We start from the raw sequence: 22,353 nt of genomic DNA on the forward strand, positions 1-22,353 counted from the left end.
CCATGAAAAGTAAATATATATACGTTTTTGCGCTTATGCTTGCGCCATTATTTGGCGTCGCACAGATGAGCAAGCCTTTCACCTTAACAGGTCAGGTGTTTGATTACAAGCGTGCCGTAGATCAAACCATTTATTTGAAATTTAAACAGAATGGCATAGAGATAAAAGACAGCACAAAATTGATCAATGGTAGCTATACCTTCAAAGGCCTAATCTCTTACCCTGCTATAGCAATAATTCAGCTAAAAGTTGCGGATAGTGTAGCAACATATTATGCACGTACACGCATGCTAAAAGATTATGCCCATGAGTTTTACATGGATAAAGGAAAGCTCAGTGCAAATGCTGCACAAAAACTAAACAGCACGATCGTTAAGGGCTCAAAGGCTGATGACGACAGGCAAGAACTGAAGACTAAATTAGATCCATATTATGCTGCGAACAGTAAAGCTTATAAAGAAGAAGGTGATCCGGCATATAAAAATAAAGATAGCATTGGGATAGCCAACTATACAAAGAAAAGGTCTAAAATCGACGGCCAGATAGATTCAGTGAAGAAAGCTTACCTGTTTAGCCATCCACAATCCTGCATCGCGCTGGACATGCTAAGGGAGTATACCCAATCGATCTTAGAACCAGCAGAAATAGAACCTTTGTTTAAGCAGTTCCAACCAGAAATAAAAGCTTCAGATGAAGGACAGGCCTATGCAAAACGTATAGAAAGCTCAAAAGTAACGGCCCTTGGTGCTGCAGCTCCTGATTTTATCTTAAAAGATAGAAATGGTAAAGAAGTCAGTCTGGCTTCAGTCAAAGGTAAACTGGTATTGCTTGATTTCTGGGGCAGTTGGTGCTTTCCATGTCGCCAAACCCATCCACACTTGCGCAAATTATATGCGGAATATAAAGACAGGGGATTCGAGATTCTAGGTGTCGCGAATGAACTCGGAAAGCCCGAAGAAAATTATAAAAAATGGACAGTAGCATTGGATCAGGATCAGATGAGCTGGCTCAATGTCTTAAATAATAAGACAGAAATAGGAAAACTATCTGTGTCCGAAAAATATAATGTCAAGGCATATCCGACTAAAATACTGATCGATAAGAATGGCATTATCATCAAGAAATTTGTAGGTAGCAGCGAAGCAAAAGCAAAAGATCTGGACGATATGGTCGCCCAGATATTGTCCGAAAAATAAAAGAGATTTTTAAATAGAAAAAGCGGCATAGCCGCTTTTTCTATTTAATCTTAAAATTGAAAGAAATCAATTTAGCAAGCTTTCCAGTTTATCTTCCACTTCTTTTTCATTTCCAGAGTAGACCAGTATCTTTCCTGTTTTATCAAGTAATACGTAAAAAGGAAGGAAGTTCACCTCATACATACTACCAACCCGGGATGGTGAAAATTTAGCAGGAAAATCATCCACAAGCTGTAGCCATGGCATTTTTTCTATCTCCAGGGCCTTTTTCCAGCTGCCATCCATCTGATCTCCAGACAAACTAATAATTTCAAAGCCTTTTGACTTATATTTCGCATATACTTCTTTTAAATGAGGGATGGCTTTTCTGCAGGGAACACACCAGCTTGCCCAGAAGTCGATCAATACATATTTTCCTCGGGTAGAAGAAAGTGAAAGCGGTTTGCCATTTGCCTGTAGCAAAGTAAAATCAGGTGCCATATTACCCGGTTGCAATTGTTTTTTCCTTCTCAATGCTGCTGCCATTGGAATGTAGTATGCTGATTGTTTTGCCGCAGCAGTAAATTTATTTAACAACTCCTCCTTTTGCTCCAAAGTGGTCTGATAATCAAATTTGAGGAATTCACTGAGGAAATAGGCACCGGATGCTGATTCGGGATGTCTGGTGATATAATCACTGATCCACTTTAAACGTTCAGGCCTTTTCATTTTGCTGATAGAATCGTTTAGCGTCTTATCGCTTTCTGCTGTTTTAAATAATGTAGCAAGTTTTCTATGTAATGCTTTTCCTCTAAGGTCTTTGGCGATAATTATACCTTCAGGATTAATCAGCAGCGTACTTGGGATGGCCTGAATGCCAAAGTAGGTGGATACTTCATTTTTAAAACCTTTCAGATCTGACACCTGGGGCCATGGCATCTTATCATCCATTACAGCTTTTTTCCAGCTTTCAGCTTTGTCATCAAGAGAAATACCTAAAACGGTAAACCCTTTATCTTTATATTGCTCATAAGCCCTAAGCACATTTGGATTTTCAGCCCTGCATGGCTTACACCAACTGGCCCAAAAGTCAACAAGTACATATTTTCCTTTAAAATCTGAAAATTTCATCGGTTTGCCATCCATATCATTTTGCTTAAAGTCAAGCATCTGTTCTCCAATAGCGCTTCGTTTTAAAATTGAGAGCCTTTCTTCAATTTTTTTTCCAGCTGGGCTCTGTTTGATTGCCCCATCTAGCTTGCTGAAAAGCAGAGTACCATCTTCATAGTTTCCCATAAAGAGTAGTTCATCACTGACCAGGCTCACACTGAAACTACTGTTTGGATTAGCTGTAACATAAGCTGCCTTTCTTTGCAGTTTTTTATCGGCCAGGGCTTTCAGTTCCAGTTCGAGCTTTTCTTCCTGCGCCTCATTTGCATTTTTCAGGGCCGAGTAAATTTCATTTTCGCGAGTTGTCAGGTCCTTTATGGAACCCTGCCAGGCTTGCAAGGCGGTTTTATCTAGTTGAGGGGGGGCTTGTGCGAAGGCTGCTGCCGATAAATGTAATAGCAGCACCATAACGCTTATTATATTTTTAAACATCGTTTATCGTTTAATTTTTTGAATATCCAGGGTTTTGATCGCCGAAAATTGGGTTGTATAGAAACTCATCTTTAGGGATCGGCAAAATGTATTGTACTTGATTGGTAATGGTCGGTTTAAACTGTTTTACCGTCTCAAAAGGCAAGCGAAGCAGGGCCATCCATTCCATTCCGTCTTCAGCGATCAAGCTTTTTACCGTTTCTTTATATATTTCTACCAATAAGGTCTGAGCAGTATTCGCATTTTCAACGGCGTTGTAATGAGTATTATTAGCCGTAAGGGTTATTCCTGCTTTTTCTTGTACCTGGTGGACCACGATTTTTGCATCAGCTAAACTTCCGCCCGAACGTACAATAGCCTCTGCTTTTAAAAGATATACTTCTGTTAACCGCAGCGCATAATAAGTTTCCGAAAGGGGGGAAGATACACCGTTTTCCTTCATGTACTTGGTAAAGAAATAGTAAGCTGGTCTTGGTCTCACACTGCCGATGATCCAACTTTGGCGTGGGTCGTTGTCATATGTTGTTTTTAATGCTGTTCTAGCCACATACAATGACGATGCTCCAGGCCAGTATTGCGCACTGGTACTATAAGTTTCCTTTTCCTGGTTAGCCTGTGGTTTAATGCCAAGTATCACTTCCTTACTGCTTAATCCATTTTTATGAAACACATCTTCTGCTATGGCTTCAAGCTTATAAGGGCTATCTTGGATCAGGGAATTAGCCAAGGTAATTAGGGTTCCGTAATCTGTCGAAGTACCTCTGCTCATCAATACACGCATTTTTAAGGCCATGCCAGCCCATTTAGTTACATAATGATTTGGATTGGTAGTGGGTGCATTCGCAATGACATCATCGAGGTCAGTCAGGATAAAATCATAGCTTTCGCTTACACTACTTCTCTTTTTGGGGATGTTACTTAGGCTAGATAACTCATCCCTTAACAAGGCACCTGCTGAACTTTCCGGCTTATACCACTCTCCATAAAAAGTAAGCAATTTAAAATGAGCATATGCTCTTAAAAAATGTGCTTCTGCAATGATTTCTTTTTTACGATTTCCGGTAAACTTCTCATCTGGTAAAGCTTTCACCCCACTAATTACTCCATTTACAGCATTTAGTACGATGTAAGATTCTGCCCAATATGAGCTGCTCGACCTGTCGTTACGGTTTTCTTCTTCGGGTAAAACACTTGAGTACATGCCCATGTAGCCGGCTAACATTGGCGGGATGATCTGATGGTTTTGCCAACCTGTTTTAACTACTGTTGCGTTGGCAAACCGGTAATAAGCACCATTTAACGCGATTTGTGCGGTCCCCTGATCCAAAATCGTATTGGCATCAACTTTGGCGTTTTTTGGCAAAGCACCAAGTTCTTTTTTACATGCATGGCTACTCACGATAAATATGGCCAGCACGATATATCTATATATTGTTTTCATGTTTATGCTTTTTTAAAATCCAAAACGAAGTCCAAAACTAAATTGCCTAACGGTAGGGTATCCTCCTGCATCACTATACCCACCAATTAGGCTATAAGGGTCATTGCTGACCTCTGGATCGGCTCCTGGGTAATTGGTAATCGTTAATAAATTGGTTCCTGAAACATATACAGAAGCGGTATTCATTTTTAGCTTTTTCATTAGTGACGGAGAAAGCTGATAACTCAGTGTTACAGATTTCAACTTGATAAAGGAAGCGTCGTATACATTGTTGCTCGCACCATTCGCGGCGGTACCCTGACCTAGTATCAACCTTGGCCTTTCCGTATTTTGGTTTTCAGGTGTCCATCTGTCCAGGATCCTTATCCCCTTATTGGTACGGGTACCTGCGTCGGCATTCTGAACATCGGCCAGGTAATAAATATCACCCCCATAAGAGAAAGTAGCTAGTGTGATCAAACTAAAATTCTTGTATGTCAGGCTATTGGTATATCCTCCGTAATATTTTGGTTCGGCACGACCAATAATATCGCTTTTATTGAACTTTGTAGCCGGATCCAGCACATAACGGCTGTCGCCAATTCCCATATATGGGTATTGACCAAACTGAGCAAAAAGGTTTTTACTTTTATAGTCATCCACTTCTGCCTGTGTACGCAATAACCCATCAAATTTGTAGCCCCATAGTAAGCCAAGGGGTTCACCTACTTTCAATACATTGTTTCCATAGGTGTAGATCTTCGGATTAGAGGGGTCAGAAAAATCATTGGAAAGGGCAAGTACTTTAGACCTGTTACCCGATATATTGAAGGTGCCTGACCACTGAATACTTTTGCTGCGGATAAAATCACCACGTAAGGATAGTTCAAGTCCGCTGTTCCTAATGTCAGCAATGTTGGCAGTTACACCTGTAAAACCTGAACTGCGGGCCACAGTTGCCGGAAACAAAATGCCCTCAGTAGATTTTTCATAATATCCGATCCCACCACTTAATCTGGAATTGAAAAAAGCAAAATCAATACCAGCATCTTTCTGCAGGGTAGATTCCCATTTAATTTTATCATTACCAAGTTGAGTAGGAGCAAGGCCGTTTAATCCAGCGTAAGATACTGGCGAATATAGTGTATAGAACAGATTGTCACCAATATTCTGCGTACCGGTATACCCGGCGCTTGCCCTTAGTTTGATCTCGCTGATCCATTTTACATTTTTTAGGAAATTTTCTTCAGAAATACGCCATGCAACCCCTCCTGAAGGGAAATAACCAACCCTGTTGTGTTCAGGGAATTTAGATGAGGCGTCCGAACGACCTGTGAAAGTGAAGAGGTATTTTTCATACAGGGCATAATTGGCCCGCATATAAAAACTGAGCAGTGAATTTTGGCCGGAGATACCGGTAGATGGCAACGTCAATGCTGCAGACGAAAGATTGTTCAGGTAATTATCGTCTGGAAAACCCTGCCCGCTGGCTGAAAATGAATTGCTTCTGGTAATTTGCCAGGAAGTTCCTGCAAGTATATTGATTCTGTTGTGCTCATTAAACTGCTTGTCCCAGGTCAGCGTGTTTTCATAAAACAGGTCTACGTTTTGCGACTGCGCCTGTGTTGCAACACCATTCTTTGAACCACTTGCATAACCTCCACTTCCCGAAATCTGAGCCGTGCTCGGTACGTAATTAGTCTGGCGGTAATTGTTATAGTTAACCGACACGGTAGACTTTAATTTCAGGTTTTTTAGGATATCATATTCGCCCGACAAAGAGCCCAGCAAGGTCATGCTGTTAGATTTATTGATACCTTTAAGCAGCAGCAAAGGGTTCTGATAACCTTCAAAGCCATAGGTGCCATTCTCATTTGCGCTGATTACTTTTATACTACCATCCGCATTATAGGCATCTAGTGTAGGTGGAGCAAACAGGGCTTGGGAATACATACCGTTGGTGAGGTTATTGGTACTAAAACCGTAATCCAAATTGGTATTGATACGCAGCCTGCTATTAATTTCATTATCCAGGCTTATTTTTCCAGCAATTCTGGTATAATCTGTACCCACAATTGTTCCATTATTTTTATTATAAGCCAATGAGGTATAGTATCTGGAACCTGTGCCGCCACCTCTTACCGCAATATCAGCATTTTGGGTAATGCCATTACGTAGCACAAGATCCAGCCAGTCGGTATTTCCTGTGCCCAGAAAATTGGGATTGGTTAAAATACTGGTAGCGGTGGGATCAGGTGTAAGCGCCGGAACCGATGCTGCTCTTGCAGCATTCAGGTTCTTGGCAGCCTCTTTCATGATCATAATATATTGATCTCTATTTAAGAGTTTCTCCTTAATGGGACTGCTCAATCCTGCGTAATAATTGGCTTCAAAAATAGGTTTCTGATTTTGCTTGCCTTTTTTTGTGGTGATGATAACCACTCCATTTGCAGCCCTTGAACCATAAATAGCAGTTGCCGAGGCATCTTTCAAGATGTCAATACTTTCAATATCATTGATATTCAGCCCACCCAGGCTGTTTAGACCGCGTGCAAATGAACCTGAAATGGTTTGACTGGCGTTTGGACCATAACCTTCTACCGGGCTTAGAATTTCTGCTGCACTTTGCTGATACCTGTTCTGAATTTGTACCTGTATCCCATCAATAATATATAATGGGTCGTTGCCACCCATCAAGGAAGTTCCTCCCCGAATACGTATTTTGGCTACACCTCCCGGCGATCCGTCTGCCTGCACTACCTGAACCCCCGAAGCTTTCCCGGATAGGGCCTGATCGACAGTCGCGAATGGAACATTTTTAATTTCACTGATGTCCACTGAGGCAACGGAGCCGGTCAGGTCTTTTCTACGGATACTTCCATAACCTACCACTACCATTTCGTTCAATTTATTGGTTTCCGCCTCCATTACCACGATCATGTTTTTCTTTGCGGGAATTTCCCGGGATATATAACCCACGCAAGAAAATACGAGGATGGTTCCATCATCAGGTATTGTGATTAGGAATTCGCCACTTGGCCCTGTAATAGCGCTTTTTTTGCTGCCTTTGATTCGTACGTTAACAGAGGTAAGCGGACGATTCAATTCATCTAAAACATGCCCCCTGATCTCTGTGGCTTGAAAGACATCTATTACCCGTTCCAGTATAGAAGGCATTTTTTTAGAGATGATGATGGTCTTTTCCTTCACTTCATAGTTGAGCATTTGTCCTTCAAGAATTTTGTCCAGGGCATCTGTCAAGGGTACATTCTTTAGGTTCACGTTTATTTTGGCAGACTGATCCAACAGATTGCTGCCATAAAGTACATCAAATCCAATTTGTCGTTTAATTTTCTTAAGCACCTGCTCCAAAGCCATGTTTCTTTCGGACAAAGTAATTCTTTGTGCGAAGCCGGCTGCGCTTACCTGTAGTAAGCAGGTCGTCATGATAATGATGATCATTTTCATAATCAATAGTAATTTTGGTGGAAGCCACAGGCGTAGCTTACTTAGGTTAAAAGCATTTAAATTCATACTTTTGTTTAGTTTGGGTTAAAACGGTAAGTTGATAGCTCATTGTTTTTCCGGCTATGCCGGAAGGGTTAACTCAGATTTTTTAGCCGTAAAGTGCGTCGAACCACTTTACGGTTTTTTAATGCGGTTTACCCGTTACAGATTAATTAACTGTTTAGTAAATCTATTCACATAGTCTTGGTTTGGGTTTAGGTTTATTATGATTTGTTGATTTTATTTTTTCACGATGATGCGTTTTCCATCAATTTTAAAGTGTACCTGCTTCGTGTTTTCCAAAATTTCCAGCAGTTTACTAATGTTTTCAAAGCGGGAAATACTCCCAGTTAATTTAACCCCCTCTAGATTGTCCTGGTAAACTACCTCAATATTATACCATCTTGCAACTTTACGCATGATACTGTTGATCTCTTCATGGTCAAATGTAAACTTGCCATTCTTCCAGGCTACCGACTCTGCGGCATCTACGTCATACATCGAAAGCTTGCCTGCAGTTAATACCGCCTGTTGGTTGGGGAGGAGATTTACATTTTTAGACGGGGTGTTTAACAAGGATACCCGTACGGCACCTTCAAGTAATGTGGTCTTTTCAGTAGATTCTTCCTGATAACTGCTGATGTTAAAATGTGTACCCAACACCTCAACTTCCTGTTTGCCTGTGGCCACAATAAAAGGTACACGTTCGCTCAGGGAGTTTTTATTTTTCCGTTCTATCTTTGCCACCTCAAAATAGGCTTCGCCAGATAATTGAACTTTACGCTTAGATCCTACACCAAAATTTGCAGGATACTTTAATGAAGATGCTGCATTTAGCCAGACTATTGTTCCATCAGGTAAACGTATCTGGTAAGTTTCTCCAATGGCTGTTGAAAGTGTATTTAATCGAATAGTGTCATTAACCTTATTGTCACGCTCCAAAACGGAATAGATCAATTTCCCATCTTTGGATTTGCTGATTGAAACACCGGCCTCAGTACTGAGTTGTCCTGCAGCTACCTCTGATAATTTTATTTTTTTTCCATTTGCAAGCGTTAAGGTCGCTGTATTGCTGCCGGTAGAAATATTATTATTCAAAGAAGCGGTTGAATTAAAAAGGTGTTGGATGGCAGGGGAGTAATAGAACAAAAGCGAAGCGCCAGTTAACAGTAGTAAAGCAGCTGCAATACTTAATTTTGGCCATAATTTGCGTTTTTTGTCCTGTTTATTTGTCCATAATGACTGATCTATATAGTCATACATTTGGTTTTTAAGTTCGGTTTCAGAATTTGCAAATGACGCAGGGATATTTACGACAATTTCTTCTGACAGATTTAACCAGTCAAATAATTCTGATTCTTCCGTAGGAGTAATTGTTTTATTTTTCCATGCCGAAGCGAGGTATTCATATCTCTCTTGTGTATTCTTTTGATCCATTTCCTGAGCCTTTACTAGTATGTCAGTTCAGAAGATCGAATCCCTTAGTCCCGAAGAAAAAAAAATATGATTAATTTATAAAAGTGTTAAAAAGAAGCTTCTGAGCCCTGTTCTTAAAGATTTTACGGCTTTACTCAGATGTGCTTCCACTGTTTTTTCTGATATATTGAGGGTTTCTGCAATCTTTTTTTGTGAAAGCCCCTGTTCACGGCTCATGACAAATACAATACGGCATTTTTCGGGTAAATTTGAAACAAGTATAGCCAGTCGCTCTTTTACTTCTTCAAAGTCCAGCCATTCCTGTGTAGAATCATCCAGTTCTGACCATGCCGGTAAATTATCGATATAGTTTTTACGCACGTAATGCATATTCAAGGCATTAATAATCCTGTATTTTACAGAAACAGAAAGGTATCCGCCTAAAGTGTTATTGATTTCCAGTTTATCTTTACGTTCCCAAAGACGGATAAAAATCTGCTGAACAATTTCTCTGGCTTCTTCCGGATCATTTATTTTCTGGCAAGCCAGTGCGAACATTTTTTTCCAGTACCTGTTATAAATCTCTGTAAATGCAGACTTATCCCCATTTTTTAAAAAAGCAGTAAGTTCCTGATCCGAATATGAACAATAAGCATCCATCATGATTTCCCGTAGTGTAAATTTAGCTAAAAATATATTGGATTGCCTGTCCCTTGTCAACAAATTGCTAAAAACGCATCACATCTCTATCAGAATAAACCCTATCTGCTATAAACCGAGGCCGGTGGAATCTGCTCTGCGCCAGAGAACGCCTTAAGGTAAGCGGCTTTATATTCCGCCAACGCCTCAACTTTATGCAGGGCACTTAAACTTTGATACAGCCCCAGTAATGACCAGCCATTTCCTGGGTTTAGTTCCAGATCCATTTTGTAAACCTGCGCTGCATCCGCCGGTTTCCCCAACTTTAAAAGGTAGGCCCCTAAAAATTGTCTTGCAGGAAGTGGCCAATCCATCGGCTCAGCGTAAATCATTTCATCTTCTATTTTTATGGCCTCATTGAGACTGCTAATACCGGCAGCATTCTTTCTCTGATCAAATAAAATAACGGCATTTAAAATGTTTTCTGCAATCTGCGCGCTTTGCAATGTCGAATTAAAAGGGATGCGCCTCTTTTTTAAAATGGGATCTGTCATTTTAGTACGCAACTGAACCAGCTGTTCTCTTGCCATATTCGGCTTGCCTGAATACACATATGCAAGTCCTTTGGCAAAATTATCCAATATCCCTGCATAGGTCCAGCGGGTATCGGGCTCAACAGCCTCTTTTAATAGCTCATCCCATTTACCAAGCCTTACCTGGGTAAAGAGTGGCATCATATACAAATATTGGGCATAAGTATCCTCGTAAATTGGCGCAACACTTTTTCTGCACTTTATGGCATCCCGCATTCCTTTAGTATACATTCCACCTGTCAGGCCGCAAAAAGCCTGTACTGCAAAATAATGCGGCGAATGTTTGTTAAGCGAAAGGTGCCTGGCCAGTGAATCATAACGCACAAGGCTCGCATCGGCCCTGTCATTTGCCGCTACGCCCAGCGCATAAAGGCCGTTTCTTTGGTATACATGGCTGGACATGTGAACCATGTGGGCTACGCCCGGAAAAAGATCTTTCAGCAGCTGCGCATTGGCCAGGGCAACCTCTGGCTTACGTGATGCTTCCGTTAAATGTATATAATAATGTAAAGCACCAGGATGTTTTGGGTTTTCCTGTAATAGAGTTTCACACAAATTTACCACTTCAGGTGTCCATTCTTTCGCCGATCCATCGTTGTTCCAGAACTCCCAGGGATGGATCAGCATCACTGCATCTATAAATAGCGCCTTAATGTCTGCATCCTCCGGGTATATGGACATGAGCCCTTTCATACCTTGTGCATACGCCGCGTTTAGATTCGTTTTTACAGTATCAGCATCTGAGGATGGATATCGGAGGCTCATCACCTTCAACAGGTCCCGCTCTTTGGCAGATGCTTTACCGGCAGATTGGTTCATCAGTTTTAAAACTTTTGATATATTTTTAGGAATGAGGTAAGTGTGGGCAGAATTATAGTAAGGCCCCATAGCCAATGCCTGACCCCAATAGATCATAGCGCAATTGGGATCAAATCTGGCTGCTTCTTTAAAGGAAGCCAGCGCTTCCTTCATATGGTAACTATAATACATAGTTAGCCCCTGATCAAAATAAACCTGCGCGCTGTCGCTAGTCGTCGATATTTGGTAAGAATAGTGTCCCCAGCCTGGCAGATGCATCATAAATTTACCGTTATCCGCTGTACCAATATTTTCTGTGGGAGATGATGAACCACATGTCGCTACAATTGCCTTGCTATAATCCATTGGATAGGAAGGCTTTTGGATATATTTATCGCCGCCAGAAAAAAAGAGACAGCATATAAAAAGCAGTTGTATTGTTTTCATAATATCGGCATCTTTTCTAACAGTGGAATGATATTCTCTAATGACTTTTTAAGCGTAGCTTCCAGTTTTTTTTGACCTGATGATCCTAAAATAAAATCTGTAAGCCAATTTCGGGTTTTATAAACATCTATAATGAGTTTTGCTTTATTGTCTGCTATTTTTACCAGGGTGAAGTAAGTCACTTGATCTCCTTTTTCATCGGTTTCAGTAAATTCAACCTTGTCATCAGTATAGGAGTAGCTGCTGGAATAGTAAAGCATTTTTCCGTTATTTAATGTCCATATGCTTTGCATACCCACCCGTGGCAAGGAGTGATTAATTTCCTCTACTTTTTCTACACCTTCCCACCAGAGGTGACGGTATTCAAATGCACCTGCAATATGAAATAGGGTAATGATGTCAGTTTCGTATACGCTGGAAGCACTGAGTATTTTTCTTTTATCAGAGAGGTTTAATGGGGGTAAAGGGTCATCATGTATTTCATTTTTTAACTCGCTCAGTTGTGTATAATGAAAGTGTATATCTCCTGATTCAGTCTGCTTTATACTGTCATTCCAATTCATCCATCCGGTAAAATCAGCCAGAGAGTGATTGTGCAGAAGGTCTTTGGTCACCAACCAATATTCATGTTGCGCTATGTCGTTCTTCAAAAGCTGGTGTGCAACGATAACATCCTTACCGATCAGCTTACTGAAATTCTTCACATGGTACTCCGTAAATTCACCATAATGTGTGATTACTTTTAAGGAAAGATTGGCTGCGGAAATACAGGCCTTGCATTGGCAATACTTCCGTCGGTCATAAGCCATAAGATTTTTGTGAAATTGACAAAACATCTTTTCCACCTGCTTATACAATTCTTTAAGCTGTGGTGGTTCGCCAAATTTGTAAAAAAGAATAGCGTCACCTTCTATTTCGGAAACTTCAAGCCCTATTTGATTTGCATTAATGAGCAATTCAAGCAATTCCTGTATGATCATCCGACTATGGTTAATTTCTGATTCTGTTACAAATCGACTGAAACCACTGATGTCGGGGATAAAAAGCAGACCTTTTGTTTCCATTTCATCTTAAAGTTACAAACAATAAACCATCAGCCCAACATCAGAATAGATTATCGCATCTGTTTGTAAAGATTCTGAAAACAGTTCGTGGTCATCGTTGTATTGTATGTCATTTATAAACAAAAATTAAAACGATGGAAAATTCAAATGTTAAGAATGCTGTGTTAGTACATGGCGCATTCGCTGATGGTTCTGGTTATAAAGCACTTTATAACGAATTGACAAAAAAAGGTTTTAATGTAATAGTTGTACAGAATCCATTGACCTCCTTGGAGGATGATGTGCTGGCTACACATGTTGCGCTTGATCGGATTGGGGGACCTGCTATTCTTGCTGGCCATTCCTGGGGTGGAGCTGTGATTACTGAGGCTGGTAATCATCCCAATGTGGCAGCACTCGTTTATATTGCGGCATTCCAGCCGGATAACGGAGAAACAGCTTTACAATGGCTGCAAAGTGCGCCACCAGCACCAGAAAATGGTGTTTTGCCACCAGATGAAAAGGGAATCGTTTACTATGATAAAGATAAGTACCATGAAGGTTTCTGTGCGGACATAGATGCCAGTGAAGCCGAATTTATGTGTGCGTCTCAGGGGGCTTTTTATGCAAAAGGCTTTGGAACCCCGATTACAAATGCTGCATGGAGATCTAAACCTTCCTATGGACTGATAGCAACTGAGGATAAGAGCATCAATCCGGATATTCAGAGAAACATGTACAGTCGTTCAAATACAATAGTAGAAGAGGTTCAAGGAAGCCATGTTATTTTCATGTCGCAACCCGAAATAGTTGCAGATATGATTGTCAGGGCAGCTGAAAGTGTATATGCATAGGATTTCCATGTTGGAAGTGGAAGAACTTTTAAATTTATAGAAATGAGCTTGGTATATTTAAAAGTTATTGGCTGTGGTGATGCATTTGGCAGCGGTGGTAGACTGAATACCTGTTTTTATGTGAAGACAGAAACAAGCAAGTTTTTGATCGACTGCGGAGCAAGTAGTTTGCCAGGACTAAAGCATCATGGAATCAATATCAATGATATTGATGCAATTGTCATCAGTCACTTCCATGGTGATCATTATGGTGGAGTGCCTTTTTTGCTTTTGGATGCGGCGATACATGGTAGAAAGAAAAAAATGCAAATCATCAGCCCTCCGGGGGGGAAGGATCGAATCAGTGCCTTGTTAGATTTGCTATACCCCGGAACTTCTGTGTTGGAAAAACTAAACGTAGATTTTCTGGAATATGCAGCAGATAAAGTGCTAAAGTTGGAACATTTTAACTTGTGGGCTCTTCCGGTGATTCATTCTGAAAAAGCTTTACCTCATGGGATTCGGATTGAAATCTCAGATAAGGTGATTGCTTATTCTGGGGATACATCTTGGACTGATACCCTACTGGCCTTAAGTGATAGGGCTGATATATTTATTTGTGAATGTAATTTTTTCGGCACGCAGGTAAAGGGACATATGAATTATCTGGAATTAGAAATGCGGCTCCCTGAATTTTCTTGTAAACGGATGCTGTTGACTCACTTTGACCAAGAGATGCTGGAAAAGCTCGATCAACTAAAAGTAGGATATCTGAGCGATGGATTTGAATTGATGACATAAATTATTTTAGAATAATTTATGTCGCGTTAACCCACCATGATTGTCGTATCCACACAGCACTGACTCTATATTAATTGACGAAATTTATATCTTAATAAAACATCAATATTATGAGAAAAATAACTGTTCTATCATTTATCACCTTGGATGGAGTTATGCAAGCACCCGGCGGACCTGAGGAAGATACATCTGGCGGTTTCAATTATGGCGGTTGGACTGCAGCCTATGCTGATGAAGTTTCTGGTCAACTCATGCAAAAACAGATGGAACCTGCAGATTTACTTCTTGGCAGAAAAACATTTGAAATCTTTGCGGGTTATTGGCCCGAACATGCCGACTATTGGCCAGGTGTAAATGAGGTTACAAAGTATGTTATATCCAATACCATGGATAAGTCAGACTGGCAAAATAGCGTATTCCTTACAAGCGTGGAAGACATAGAAAAACTCAAGAATTCAGAAGGGGCTGACCTCAAAATCTGGGGTAGCAGCGAGCTCGTTCAGTTGCTATTGAAACATGATCTGGTAGATGAATTTTGGCTCAATATTCACCCTGTGCTTCTTGGTAAAGGAAAAAGGTTGTTTAACAATGATGCGATTCCGGCAGCATTTAGTTTAGTGGAGAGCGTTGTTAGTCCAAGCGGAGTGATTATGGCCAATTACAAGCGGGCTGGTGAAGTTAAGACAGGTACTGTTGCGGCTTAAAACTTCAGTAATTCTCGTTATATTATTTGCAGAGAGCTACTGAAGGTTTGGGCTGCTGAGATGTTGCGCGCGCGTTGTTATTGCATTTACCGAGTAGGGTATAGATCAGGATAAATATAATAATGGTGGATAGGCAGCCGCCTCCCAGTTTCTTGGCGCCCCACGCGGCGATGATAGCTCTGAAAAATTTATTCATAATTGTATTTTTCTTTTTGTACGGATGAATTCAAAAACAGTGGGGTGATATAATTGTTTTGTTTATCAGCGACCTTTTTTGGGATAACAGTCGTAATCAACCCATTAATTGTCGTTTCTGCACCCCCTTTGAAGCAATAAAGACTTTGATATTTGATATTAACATTAAATATTAAAAATGATGAGCAATACTAAGAAAGTAGAAGAGTTTATGTCTAAGCTTGAACACCCATTGAAAGCCGAAATGGAAGCAGTCCGAGCAATCATTGTCAATGCAAATTCTAAAATAGAAGAAGACGTAAAGTGGGGAGGCCCGAGCTTTTTTTACAAAGAGGATCTGGCCACTTTCAACCCCAGGATTAAAAATTATGTAGCACTTATTTTTCACAAAGGAGAACTGCTTAATATAAAATCTGACTTCTTGGAAGAAGCCACGAAGGGAAAAGTTTATGCAAAGTTTTATTCCATGGAACAAGTAACCGCAAATAAAGAACTGATTGAAAAAATGGTGAATACCTGGATTGAATTGATGGAGAAATAAGAGGCGGTAGTATTATATGCCCTGTTCTTTTGAGCAGGACATTTTTATTCAACGAATAAATCTAAAACAAAGAGAATTTCTGTTGTTTTTATAGCTGATTTTGGACAAAATCCCATATTTTTGAATGTCTAATTACGAGAGTTTCATATGAGTAATTTAAAGTTAGCATTTCCTCCAATCGTAAATAAGAATAGCCAAATCCTTATTTTAGGAACTATGCCAGGTGAGAAATCCTTAAAGTTGAAGCAGTACTATGGGCATGCTGGCAATCATTTCTGGAAAATCATCTTCACTCTTTTTGACCAACCATTTTCAAAGGATTATGAAATCAGGAAGCAGCTATTGCTTGACAATGGTATTGCGCTTTGGGATGTTTTAAAAACCTGCGAATGTAAGGGGAGCTCCGATAACAATATATTGAACGAGGAAGCGAATGACTTTCAGTTATTTTATAATTCGTATCCAGAAATAAAAACAGTATTCTTTGGAAGTCAGAAGGCAGAGGCATTTTATAGTAGGTATGTTCACAAATCTCCTAATAAATCATATTATACATTGCCTTCTCCAAGTAGCGCAAACACATGGAAAACATTTGAACAGAAATTGGCCGACTGGAAATTAATCAAACATTATTAATTAAATGATCCTTTGTATGGGCATGTTGAAAGGGCTGGGCGGCTATAATGGCCTGTCTTTGGTTTAACGTGTAAGTTATAGAAAACTTAGTTTTTCCTCTTCCATATCCAGGTATCTCAAATGTTTTCTAATGATTTCTTCATCGAGTGTCTGCTCATCATTGTTCTTTTGAATCAGCCATTCCCTTTGTTGATTTAATATGTCAAGGTAGACCAGTTTGCATTCTTCCGCCATAAGTTCATCATCTATGATCCCTGCATTCTGTTCCCATTTACGGGCCATTTGTTGCAATGCTGGTTGATTGCTTAATTGCACGCTGTAATTAGTCTTTAAATGGGTTAAAGCGTGTGCAGTCAATTGCTTCCTGATGGTATGATAAACTTCCTCATCAGATAAAGTCTCATCAAGATTAGGAAGTGGTATTTTTTTGATCAAATAAGGTAAGGTTAGTCCTTGAATCAATAAGGTCAATAGGATAACAATGAAGGTGATAAAAAGAATAAGGTTTCGCTGTGGAAATGCAGTTCCATCTGGCAGATGTAGGGGGATGGATAACGCGGCAGCAAGGGATACCACACCGCGCATGCCAGTCCATCCGATGATGAGTGGAACTTTGTAGCCAGGACTTCTGGCATCTGCTACAGTAATGAAGTTACGCGCAATAAGGGTAATTATTACAGCTCCATAAGCCGATATGATTCGTCCTACGATCAGTACAACTGTAATTAATACGCCGTAACCAATTGCCGATGATAAGTTTACGCCTTCTAGTCCCGCCGTGATTTCAGGTAGGGCTAAACCGATCAGCATAAATACCAAGCCATTTAATACAAAACAAATGCTTTGCCAGACATTCACACCACGTAATCGAGAGCTGCTGCTCAGAAAGTGATGCCTTTTGTGTGATAACAATAACCCACCACTTACTACAGCCAATACACCGGAGCTGTGCAGTTCTTCTGCAGCGAGGTACATGACGTATGGCGTTACTAGAGTCAACACAATATCCATATTGGCATCCGTGGGCAGGTATTTATGGGCTTTCATGAAAATCCAACCCAGCACCAGGCCAATGCCTATACCACCAATCAGCATCCAGCTAAAGCTTAGGGCGGCTTCAGACCAGACAAACTGACCTGTTGCCACCGCTATCAAGGCAAAACGGAAAATAATCAGCGAAGAAGCATCATTCAATAAGCTTTCGCCTTCTAATATCGACGATAGTCTTTTGGGTACTTTTACAAATCTTAATATGGCGCCAGCGCTTACGGCGTCTGGTGGCGAAACGATACCACCCAATAGAAAACCTAATACCAATGAAAAGCCTGGGATAAAATGATTGGCCACAAATGCAACCGACATGGCCGTAAGAAATACCACGACAAAGGCAAAACTGGTAATGATGCGACGCCAGCGCCACATCTCTTTCCAGGAAACTCCCCATGCTGCTTCATACAGTAATGGGGGTAAAAAGATAAAGAAGATAATTTCGGGGTCAATATGTATTGTCGGTATCCATGGAATAAAGCTGATGATTAGCCCAGCTATGACCAGCAGTACAGGGTAGGCTACTTTTATTTCGTTGGCCAGCATGATCAGCAATACAATTGCTACAATCAAACTCAGGTAAAAAGGGAAGCTTTCTAGCATCAATCAGCGTTTATATCGTACAATTTAGTTCGATTTTTTTAGAACTACAAGATTGCTACGGTTTTCCCTCCCTGGCAGTAATTGTAATGGGCCCTAAAATTAAAGTGATCTTAAATGGTACTGTAATTCTAGATGCTGATATTACAGAAGCCAGAAAGAACGGTACTGTCGATGGAAAGAAACATCCTGGATTAATGCGTGAAACTGGTCATATTGGTTTCCTTGGTCATGGTTCTGAAGTACAGTTTAAAAACATCAGGATCAAAGACCTGGGTAAAAAGAGGCATGGAAGAGTGGAGTGATTCCCTCTTTCTGGAAAGTTTAAAGGGCTGGACGGCTATAATGGCCGCTGTCTTTGATTTCTCCGGTTTCATCTAAATAGATATCTACGAAAGTATCTCCCTCGAGATAAGTTTCATAAGGAGTATCTTTTGAGGCTTGCATTTGCTGAAGCATTGGGATTAACTGCTGGCGAGCCTTTTCTTGTTTTTCTCTTACTTGTTTAGCTTCCAGTTCGCTAAGGACACTCTTGCTTAGTTCTGACAAACTGTACCAGCTGCTGGCCAGTTCGTTTAATTTTTGATTGATGTTTAGCATTTATTTATAATTACTTGCCTGAAACGTTTTTAGTATGTTTCGCCAACTCTATATGAACAAGCCCTGAACATTATTGTTTTGAATTCTTTCTCTTGGGGTTGGGGAGTTGTACGCTTTCTTTTCTTTTCCCTAAGATGGGCTACGCCATATTTTACATAACCCTCTACTGGATCTGCATTACTATGCATGCCACCCAAAATACCATTATTAATTCTTGCCATAGCTTCTTTTTTTTCCTAATGTATGCACTAAGATGCTGATTGTCAATTTGCATGCTTTTAGCAGATTGTACTTGGAGCGAGTGATGTCCGGGTAATGTCCGGGTAATGTCCGGGTAAATAGGGGTTGCAGACGGCTCACATATGGTTAACTAAAAAGAAATTTTTAGTGTGAAATTCTTTGGCTGTAACATTCTAGTTAGGTAATAGAAACTCTGTTTTCGTTAACAATTGTTAACTATTTTGATTGATTGATTTTGATGTTTTTGTGTAAATCACCTAAATGTAAACTAGCGCAATATCTCATGAAATAATTCAAGAACTTTGCTACTCAACTATAGTCAGAGATGCTGGTTATAGGGGTGTGATGTTTGATTTTGTGGATAACAAAATGATTGGACTGATTTATTTATCCCTGTTTTTTGTGGATATTTGAAACAAATGAATTTTGAAAACAATTTGGCATTCGCTCAGGCGCTAGATCAGGCTGATCCAATTCGCGATTTAAGACAAGATTTTTTATTCCCTCAACAAAATGGAAAACCATTTATTTACCTATGTGGTAATTCTTTAGGACTTCAACCTAAAGCTGCACGTGAGGTTTTAGATGAGCAGTTAAACAATTGGCAGAATTTTGCGGTAGAAGGTTGGTTTGAAGGTGAGACTCCCTGGATGTTTTATCATAAGGAGCTTAAAAAACTGATGGCGCCTATTGTTGGGGCTAGCGAGGCTGAAGTTTGTCCGATGAATACATTAACTGTCAATCTTCATTTATTGATGGTTAGTTTTTACAGACCAACTGCCAGTAGATTTAAGATCATTATGGAAGCTGGGGCTTTTCCTTCGGATCAATATGCAATAGAAAGCCAAGTTCGTTTTCATGGTTTCGATCCAGCTACTGCAATTATTGAGGTAGCTCCGAGGGAAGGTGAGTATACCTTGAGGACAGAAGACATAACAGCTGCAATTACCGAAAGTGGCGATGAAATTGCATTGGTATTGTTTGGTGGTGTAAACTACTTTACTGGGCAATGGTTCGATATGGGGGCTATAACAAAAGCTGGACATGCTGCGGGAGCAGTTGTAGGTTTTGATTTGGCGCATGCAGCAGGGAATGTTCCTTTACAATTGCACGATTGGGGTATTGATTTCGCATGCTGGTGTTCCTATAAGTATCAAAACTCAGGACCGGGTGGTATAAGTGGAATCTTTGTACATGAAAAGCATTTTTCCGATACCACACTGAACCGCTTTGCAGGTTGGTGGGGATACCAGGAGCAGCAGCGTTTTAAAATGGAAAAGGGTTTTCTGCCCGAAGTTGGTGCGGATGGGTGGCAGGTAAGTTGCACGCAGGTAATGCCGATGGCATTGTACTACGCTTCGCTTCAGAGTTTTAAAAAAGCAGGCTTTATTGCACCTTTAAGGAATAAAAGTAAAACTTTAACTAGCTATTTATTTATCATTATAAATGAAGTGAATAAGGCGTTAGGAGAGGAGCAGTATAAGATCATTACGCCATTAACTCAAGCAGATCGTGGTGCTCAGGTTTCTATCATCGCAAAGCAAAAAGGAAAAGAGGTTTTTGAACAGTTGGTGGTAAATAATGTACTTGGTGATTGGCGGGAACCTAATGTGATCAGGTTAAGCCCTGTTCCTTTGTATAATTCTTATGAAGATGTTTTTACAACAGGAACTTTGCTGCTGGATATAAGTAAAAAGTTACTGAAATAGTTAGAGCCTAAAGCGTATTTTAGTATTAGAAAAGGAACAGTAATATGATAAATTATAATCCAAAAGATTGGATAACTTTTATATTTCATGTACATAAAGCAGATACCATCCGCACATTATGGCCTTTGATGCTCAGTGTGGCAGTATTTTCCGGTATTATTGCCTTTTTGGAGCTTAACTATTTAAAGTTGGCGGAGACGATATATGTTAAAAATATTGGGATGATGCATAACCTCCTGGGTTTTGTGATATCTATGCTGTTGGTGTTTAGAACCAATACATCGTACGATAGATGGTGGGAAGGTCGCAGGCTTTTAGGTGGACTAACGAATGTAAGCCGCAATTTTGCGATTAAAATAAAATCATTAAAGCTAAAAAAAAATCATGTAGAGTTTTTTGATTACGCCATTCCAAAGTACGCGTTTGCATTGCAAGAGCATTTAAGGGAAAAACAGTATTTTGGTAAAAATAGCCTTTTAATCGAAGTCGATGGAGGTAAACATATTCCAAATCAGGTGGCTGCAAGCATATCATCCAGAGTTTTTGAACTACAAGCTAGTGGCGAAATTACCAACGAGCAGCTTATCATATTGAATGCGGATGTTCAGCAGTTTACGGAGATATGTGGTGGCTGTGAGCGTATTAAAAACACGCCGATTCCATATTCGTACAGTGCTTTTATAAAGAAATTCATCTTCATTTATGTGATTACGCTCCCTTTTGGCTGGGTGTTTAGTCTTGGGTATTTTGTGATTCCTATTGTTCCTTTCATATTGTATGTGCTAGCCAGTTTAGAGTTGATTGCTGAAGAGATAGAGAATCCTTTTGGCGAAGACGCTAATGACTTGCCTGTTAACGAAATTTGCAACAATATAGAAAAGCATGTTGGGGAGATCTTGAAATAAGATGGTTAAGATTGCGTGGCATCCATTGTATGCACATCCTTTACCCGAAGGACATCGTTTTCCAATGGTTAAATATGAGTTGATTCCTGAACAATTATTGCATGAGGGCATAATTACCGAAAGTAACCTGTTTGCACCGGAGCCTTTAGCTGAAGATGTGGTTTTGTTATCACACCAAAAGGGATATTGGGATCAGTTAAAAGACTTGACGCTACCTGCAAAGGAGCAAAGAAGAATTGGGTTTCCTTTAAATAGCCAATTGGTTGAACGAGAGGTCAGGATAGCTCGTGGGACGATTGATGGAGCTTTGTATGCAATGCAGTATGGTATAGCATTTAATGTGGCTGGTGGTACACATCATGCAGGGAGTAACTGGGGTGAAGGCTTTTGTCTGTTGAATGATCAAGCTATTGCTGCTAATTACTTGTTGAATAATGGTTTGGCTAGGCGGATATTGATTATAGATTTGGATGTTCATCAAGGTAATGGAACTGCTGAGATCTTTTATAATGAAGATCGGGTATTTACGTTTTCAATGCATGGGGATAAGAACTTTCCATTTAGAAAAGAAGTTTCTAACCTGGATATTGCTTTGGAAGATGGCATTAGCGACGAGGTGTTTTTAGAAAAATTAAGTAAGGCACTTCCTATGCTTTTGGCGCATAACCCTGATTTTGTATTCTATTTGTCGGGAGTTGACGTGTTGGAAAGCGATAAGCTAGGAAAGTTGGCTTTGAGTAAAGCGGGCTGTAAAGAAAGAGATAGGATGGTGTTGCAATTTTGCAAAGACAACCAATTGCCTGTTCAGGTAAGTATGGGTGGTGGTTATTCGCCAAACATAAAGGATATTGTTGATGCACATTGTAATACATTTAAGATTGGTTTAGATATTTTTGAATAAT

The 22,353-nt window shown here is 40.1% G+C and carries 20 protein-coding genes; 10 read left to right on the forward strand and 10 right to left on the reverse strand.

Going from position 1 to position 22,353, the window contains the following annotated elements; translation table 11 throughout:
- The first annotated feature begins 2 nt into the window (after positions 1 to 2).
- A complete protein-coding gene (locus tag FBD94_RS07045) occupies positions 3 to 1,196 on the forward strand; it encodes a TlpA disulfide reductase family protein (RefSeq protein WP_136879629.1) in 1,194 nt (397 codons plus the stop codon).
- Positions 1,197 to 1,262: 66 nt separating this feature from the next.
- Here the strand turns inward: FBD94_RS07045 and FBD94_RS07050 are convergent, their stop codons facing one another.
- The 7 genes from FBD94_RS07050 to FBD94_RS07080 all read right to left on the reverse strand — a co-directional run bounded on the left by FBD94_RS07050 (position 1,263) and on the right by FBD94_RS07080 (position 12,661).
- Positions 1,263 to 2,777 (reverse strand): TlpA family protein disulfide reductase, encoded by a 1,515-nt coding sequence (locus FBD94_RS07050; protein ID WP_136879630.1) that lies wholly within the window; start codon positions 2,775 to 2,777, stop codon positions 1,263 to 1,265.
- A 10-nt stretch (positions 2,778 to 2,787) separates the two neighbouring features.
- Complete coding sequence (locus FBD94_RS07055) at positions 2,788 to 4,218, reverse strand: RagB/SusD family nutrient uptake outer membrane protein (protein WP_136879631.1); 1,431 nt, start codon at positions 4,216 to 4,218, stop codon at positions 2,788 to 2,790.
- Between the two features lie 12 nt (positions 4,219 to 4,230).
- A complete protein-coding gene (locus FBD94_RS07060; protein ID WP_235884396.1) occupies positions 4,231 to 7,731 on the reverse strand; it encodes a TonB-dependent receptor in 3,501 nt (1,166 codons plus the stop codon).
- A gap of 213 nt (positions 7,732 to 7,944) precedes the next feature.
- On the reverse strand, positions 7,945 to 9,141 hold the full coding sequence (locus tag FBD94_RS07065; protein ID WP_136879632.1) for a FecR family protein: 1,197 nt from the start codon (positions 9,139 to 9,141) through the stop codon (positions 7,945 to 7,947).
- Positions 9,142 to 9,216: 75 nt separating this feature from the next.
- Positions 9,217 to 9,783 carry an RNA polymerase sigma-70 factor gene (locus FBD94_RS07070; protein ID WP_225874780.1) on the reverse strand — a complete coding sequence of 189 codons (567 nt, stop codon included), beginning with the start codon at positions 9,781 to 9,783 and terminating at the stop codon, positions 9,217 to 9,219.
- A 98-nt stretch (positions 9,784 to 9,881) separates the two neighbouring features.
- Positions 9,882 to 11,597 carry a tetratricopeptide repeat protein gene (locus FBD94_RS07075; RefSeq protein WP_136879633.1) on the reverse strand — a complete coding sequence of 572 codons (1,716 nt, stop codon included), beginning with the start codon at positions 11,595 to 11,597 and terminating at the stop codon, positions 9,882 to 9,884.
- A complete protein-coding gene (locus tag FBD94_RS07080) occupies positions 11,594 to 12,661 on the reverse strand; it encodes a DUF2652 domain-containing protein (RefSeq protein ID WP_136879634.1) in 1,068 nt (355 codons plus the stop codon). Before FBD94_RS07080 ends, FBD94_RS07075 begins: the two co-directional genes overlap by 4 nt.
- 134 nt (positions 12,662 to 12,795) lie before the next feature.
- On the opposite strand from FBD94_RS07080, the gene FBD94_RS07085 reads away from it, so the two are divergent.
- The 5 genes from FBD94_RS07085 (at position 12,796) to FBD94_RS07105 (ending at position 16,350) form a co-directional block, all read left to right on the forward strand.
- Positions 12,796 to 13,494: an alpha/beta hydrolase gene (locus FBD94_RS07085; protein ID WP_136879635.1), complete on the forward strand. Its 699-nt coding sequence runs from the start codon at positions 12,796 to 12,798 to the stop codon at positions 13,492 to 13,494.
- A gap of 42 nt (positions 13,495 to 13,536) precedes the next feature.
- Positions 13,537 to 14,274 (forward strand): MBL fold metallo-hydrolase, encoded by a 738-nt coding sequence (locus FBD94_RS07090; RefSeq protein ID WP_136879636.1) that lies wholly within the window; start codon positions 13,537 to 13,539, stop codon positions 14,272 to 14,274.
- Positions 14,275 to 14,384: 110 nt separating this feature from the next.
- Entirely contained in the window at positions 14,385 to 14,978 is a 594-nt protein-coding gene (locus FBD94_RS07095; protein ID WP_136879637.1) for a dihydrofolate reductase family protein, read from the forward strand.
- 373 nt (positions 14,979 to 15,351) lie between these two features.
- Positions 15,352 to 15,714 carry a DUF1801 domain-containing protein gene (locus FBD94_RS07100; protein WP_235884397.1) on the forward strand — a complete coding sequence of 121 codons (363 nt, stop codon included), beginning with the start codon at positions 15,352 to 15,354 and terminating at the stop codon, positions 15,712 to 15,714.
- A 147-nt stretch (positions 15,715 to 15,861) separates the two neighbouring features.
- Entirely contained in the window at positions 15,862 to 16,350 is a 489-nt protein-coding gene (locus tag FBD94_RS07105) for a DNA-deoxyinosine glycosylase (RefSeq protein ID WP_136879638.1), read from the forward strand.
- Between the two features lie 75 nt (positions 16,351 to 16,425).
- Here FBD94_RS07105 and FBD94_RS07110 read toward each other — a convergent pair whose 3' ends face one another.
- The gene (locus tag FBD94_RS07110) at positions 16,426 to 18,000 is read right to left on the reverse strand and encodes a Na+/H+ antiporter (protein ID WP_136879639.1); all 1,575 of its coding nucleotides are present in this window, start codon (positions 17,998 to 18,000) and stop codon (positions 16,426 to 16,428) included.
- On the opposite strand from FBD94_RS07110, the gene FBD94_RS26430 reads away from it, so the two are divergent.
- Positions 17,958 to 18,302 carry a DUF1080 domain-containing protein gene (locus FBD94_RS26430; protein ID WP_262710966.1) on the forward strand — a complete coding sequence of 115 codons (345 nt, stop codon included), beginning with the start codon at positions 17,958 to 17,960 and terminating at the stop codon, positions 18,300 to 18,302. The genes FBD94_RS07110 and FBD94_RS26430 overlap by 43 nt on opposite strands.
- A 19-nt stretch (positions 18,303 to 18,321) precedes the next feature.
- Here the strand turns inward: FBD94_RS26430 and FBD94_RS07120 are convergent, their stop codons facing one another.
- Positions 18,322 to 18,597: a hypothetical protein gene (locus FBD94_RS07120; protein WP_136879640.1), complete on the reverse strand. Its 276-nt coding sequence runs from the start codon at positions 18,595 to 18,597 to the stop codon at positions 18,322 to 18,324.
- Positions 18,598 to 18,626: 29 nt separating this feature from the next.
- Entirely contained in the window at positions 18,627 to 18,818 is a 192-nt protein-coding gene (locus FBD94_RS07125; protein ID WP_136879641.1) for a hypothetical protein, read from the reverse strand.
- A gap of 438 nt (positions 18,819 to 19,256) precedes the next feature.
- Between FBD94_RS07125 and kynU the strand changes: the two genes are divergently transcribed.
- From kynU to FBD94_RS07140, 3 genes are read left to right on the forward strand one after another with little or no spacing between them, the layout of a single operon-like run.
- Positions 19,257 to 20,546 (forward strand): kynureninase, encoded by a 1,290-nt coding sequence (kynU, locus tag FBD94_RS07130; RefSeq protein WP_136879642.1) that lies wholly within the window; start codon positions 19,257 to 19,259, stop codon positions 20,544 to 20,546.
- Between the two features lie 44 nt (positions 20,547 to 20,590).
- A complete protein-coding gene (locus tag FBD94_RS07135; protein WP_136879643.1) occupies positions 20,591 to 21,451 on the forward strand; it encodes a bestrophin family protein in 861 nt (286 codons plus the stop codon).
- A 1-nt stretch (position 21,452) separates the two neighbouring features.
- Positions 21,453 to 22,352 carry a histone deacetylase family protein gene (locus tag FBD94_RS07140; protein ID WP_136879644.1) on the forward strand — a complete coding sequence of 300 codons (900 nt, stop codon included), beginning with the start codon at positions 21,453 to 21,455 and terminating at the stop codon, positions 22,350 to 22,352.
- Position 22,353 lies beyond the last annotated feature (1 nt).

Origin of the sequence: Pedobacter hiemivivus, assembly GCF_005144565.1 — a bacterium.
GTDB classification, from domain to species: Bacteria; Bacteroidota; Bacteroidia; order Sphingobacteriales; family Sphingobacteriaceae; genus Pedobacter; species Pedobacter hiemivivus.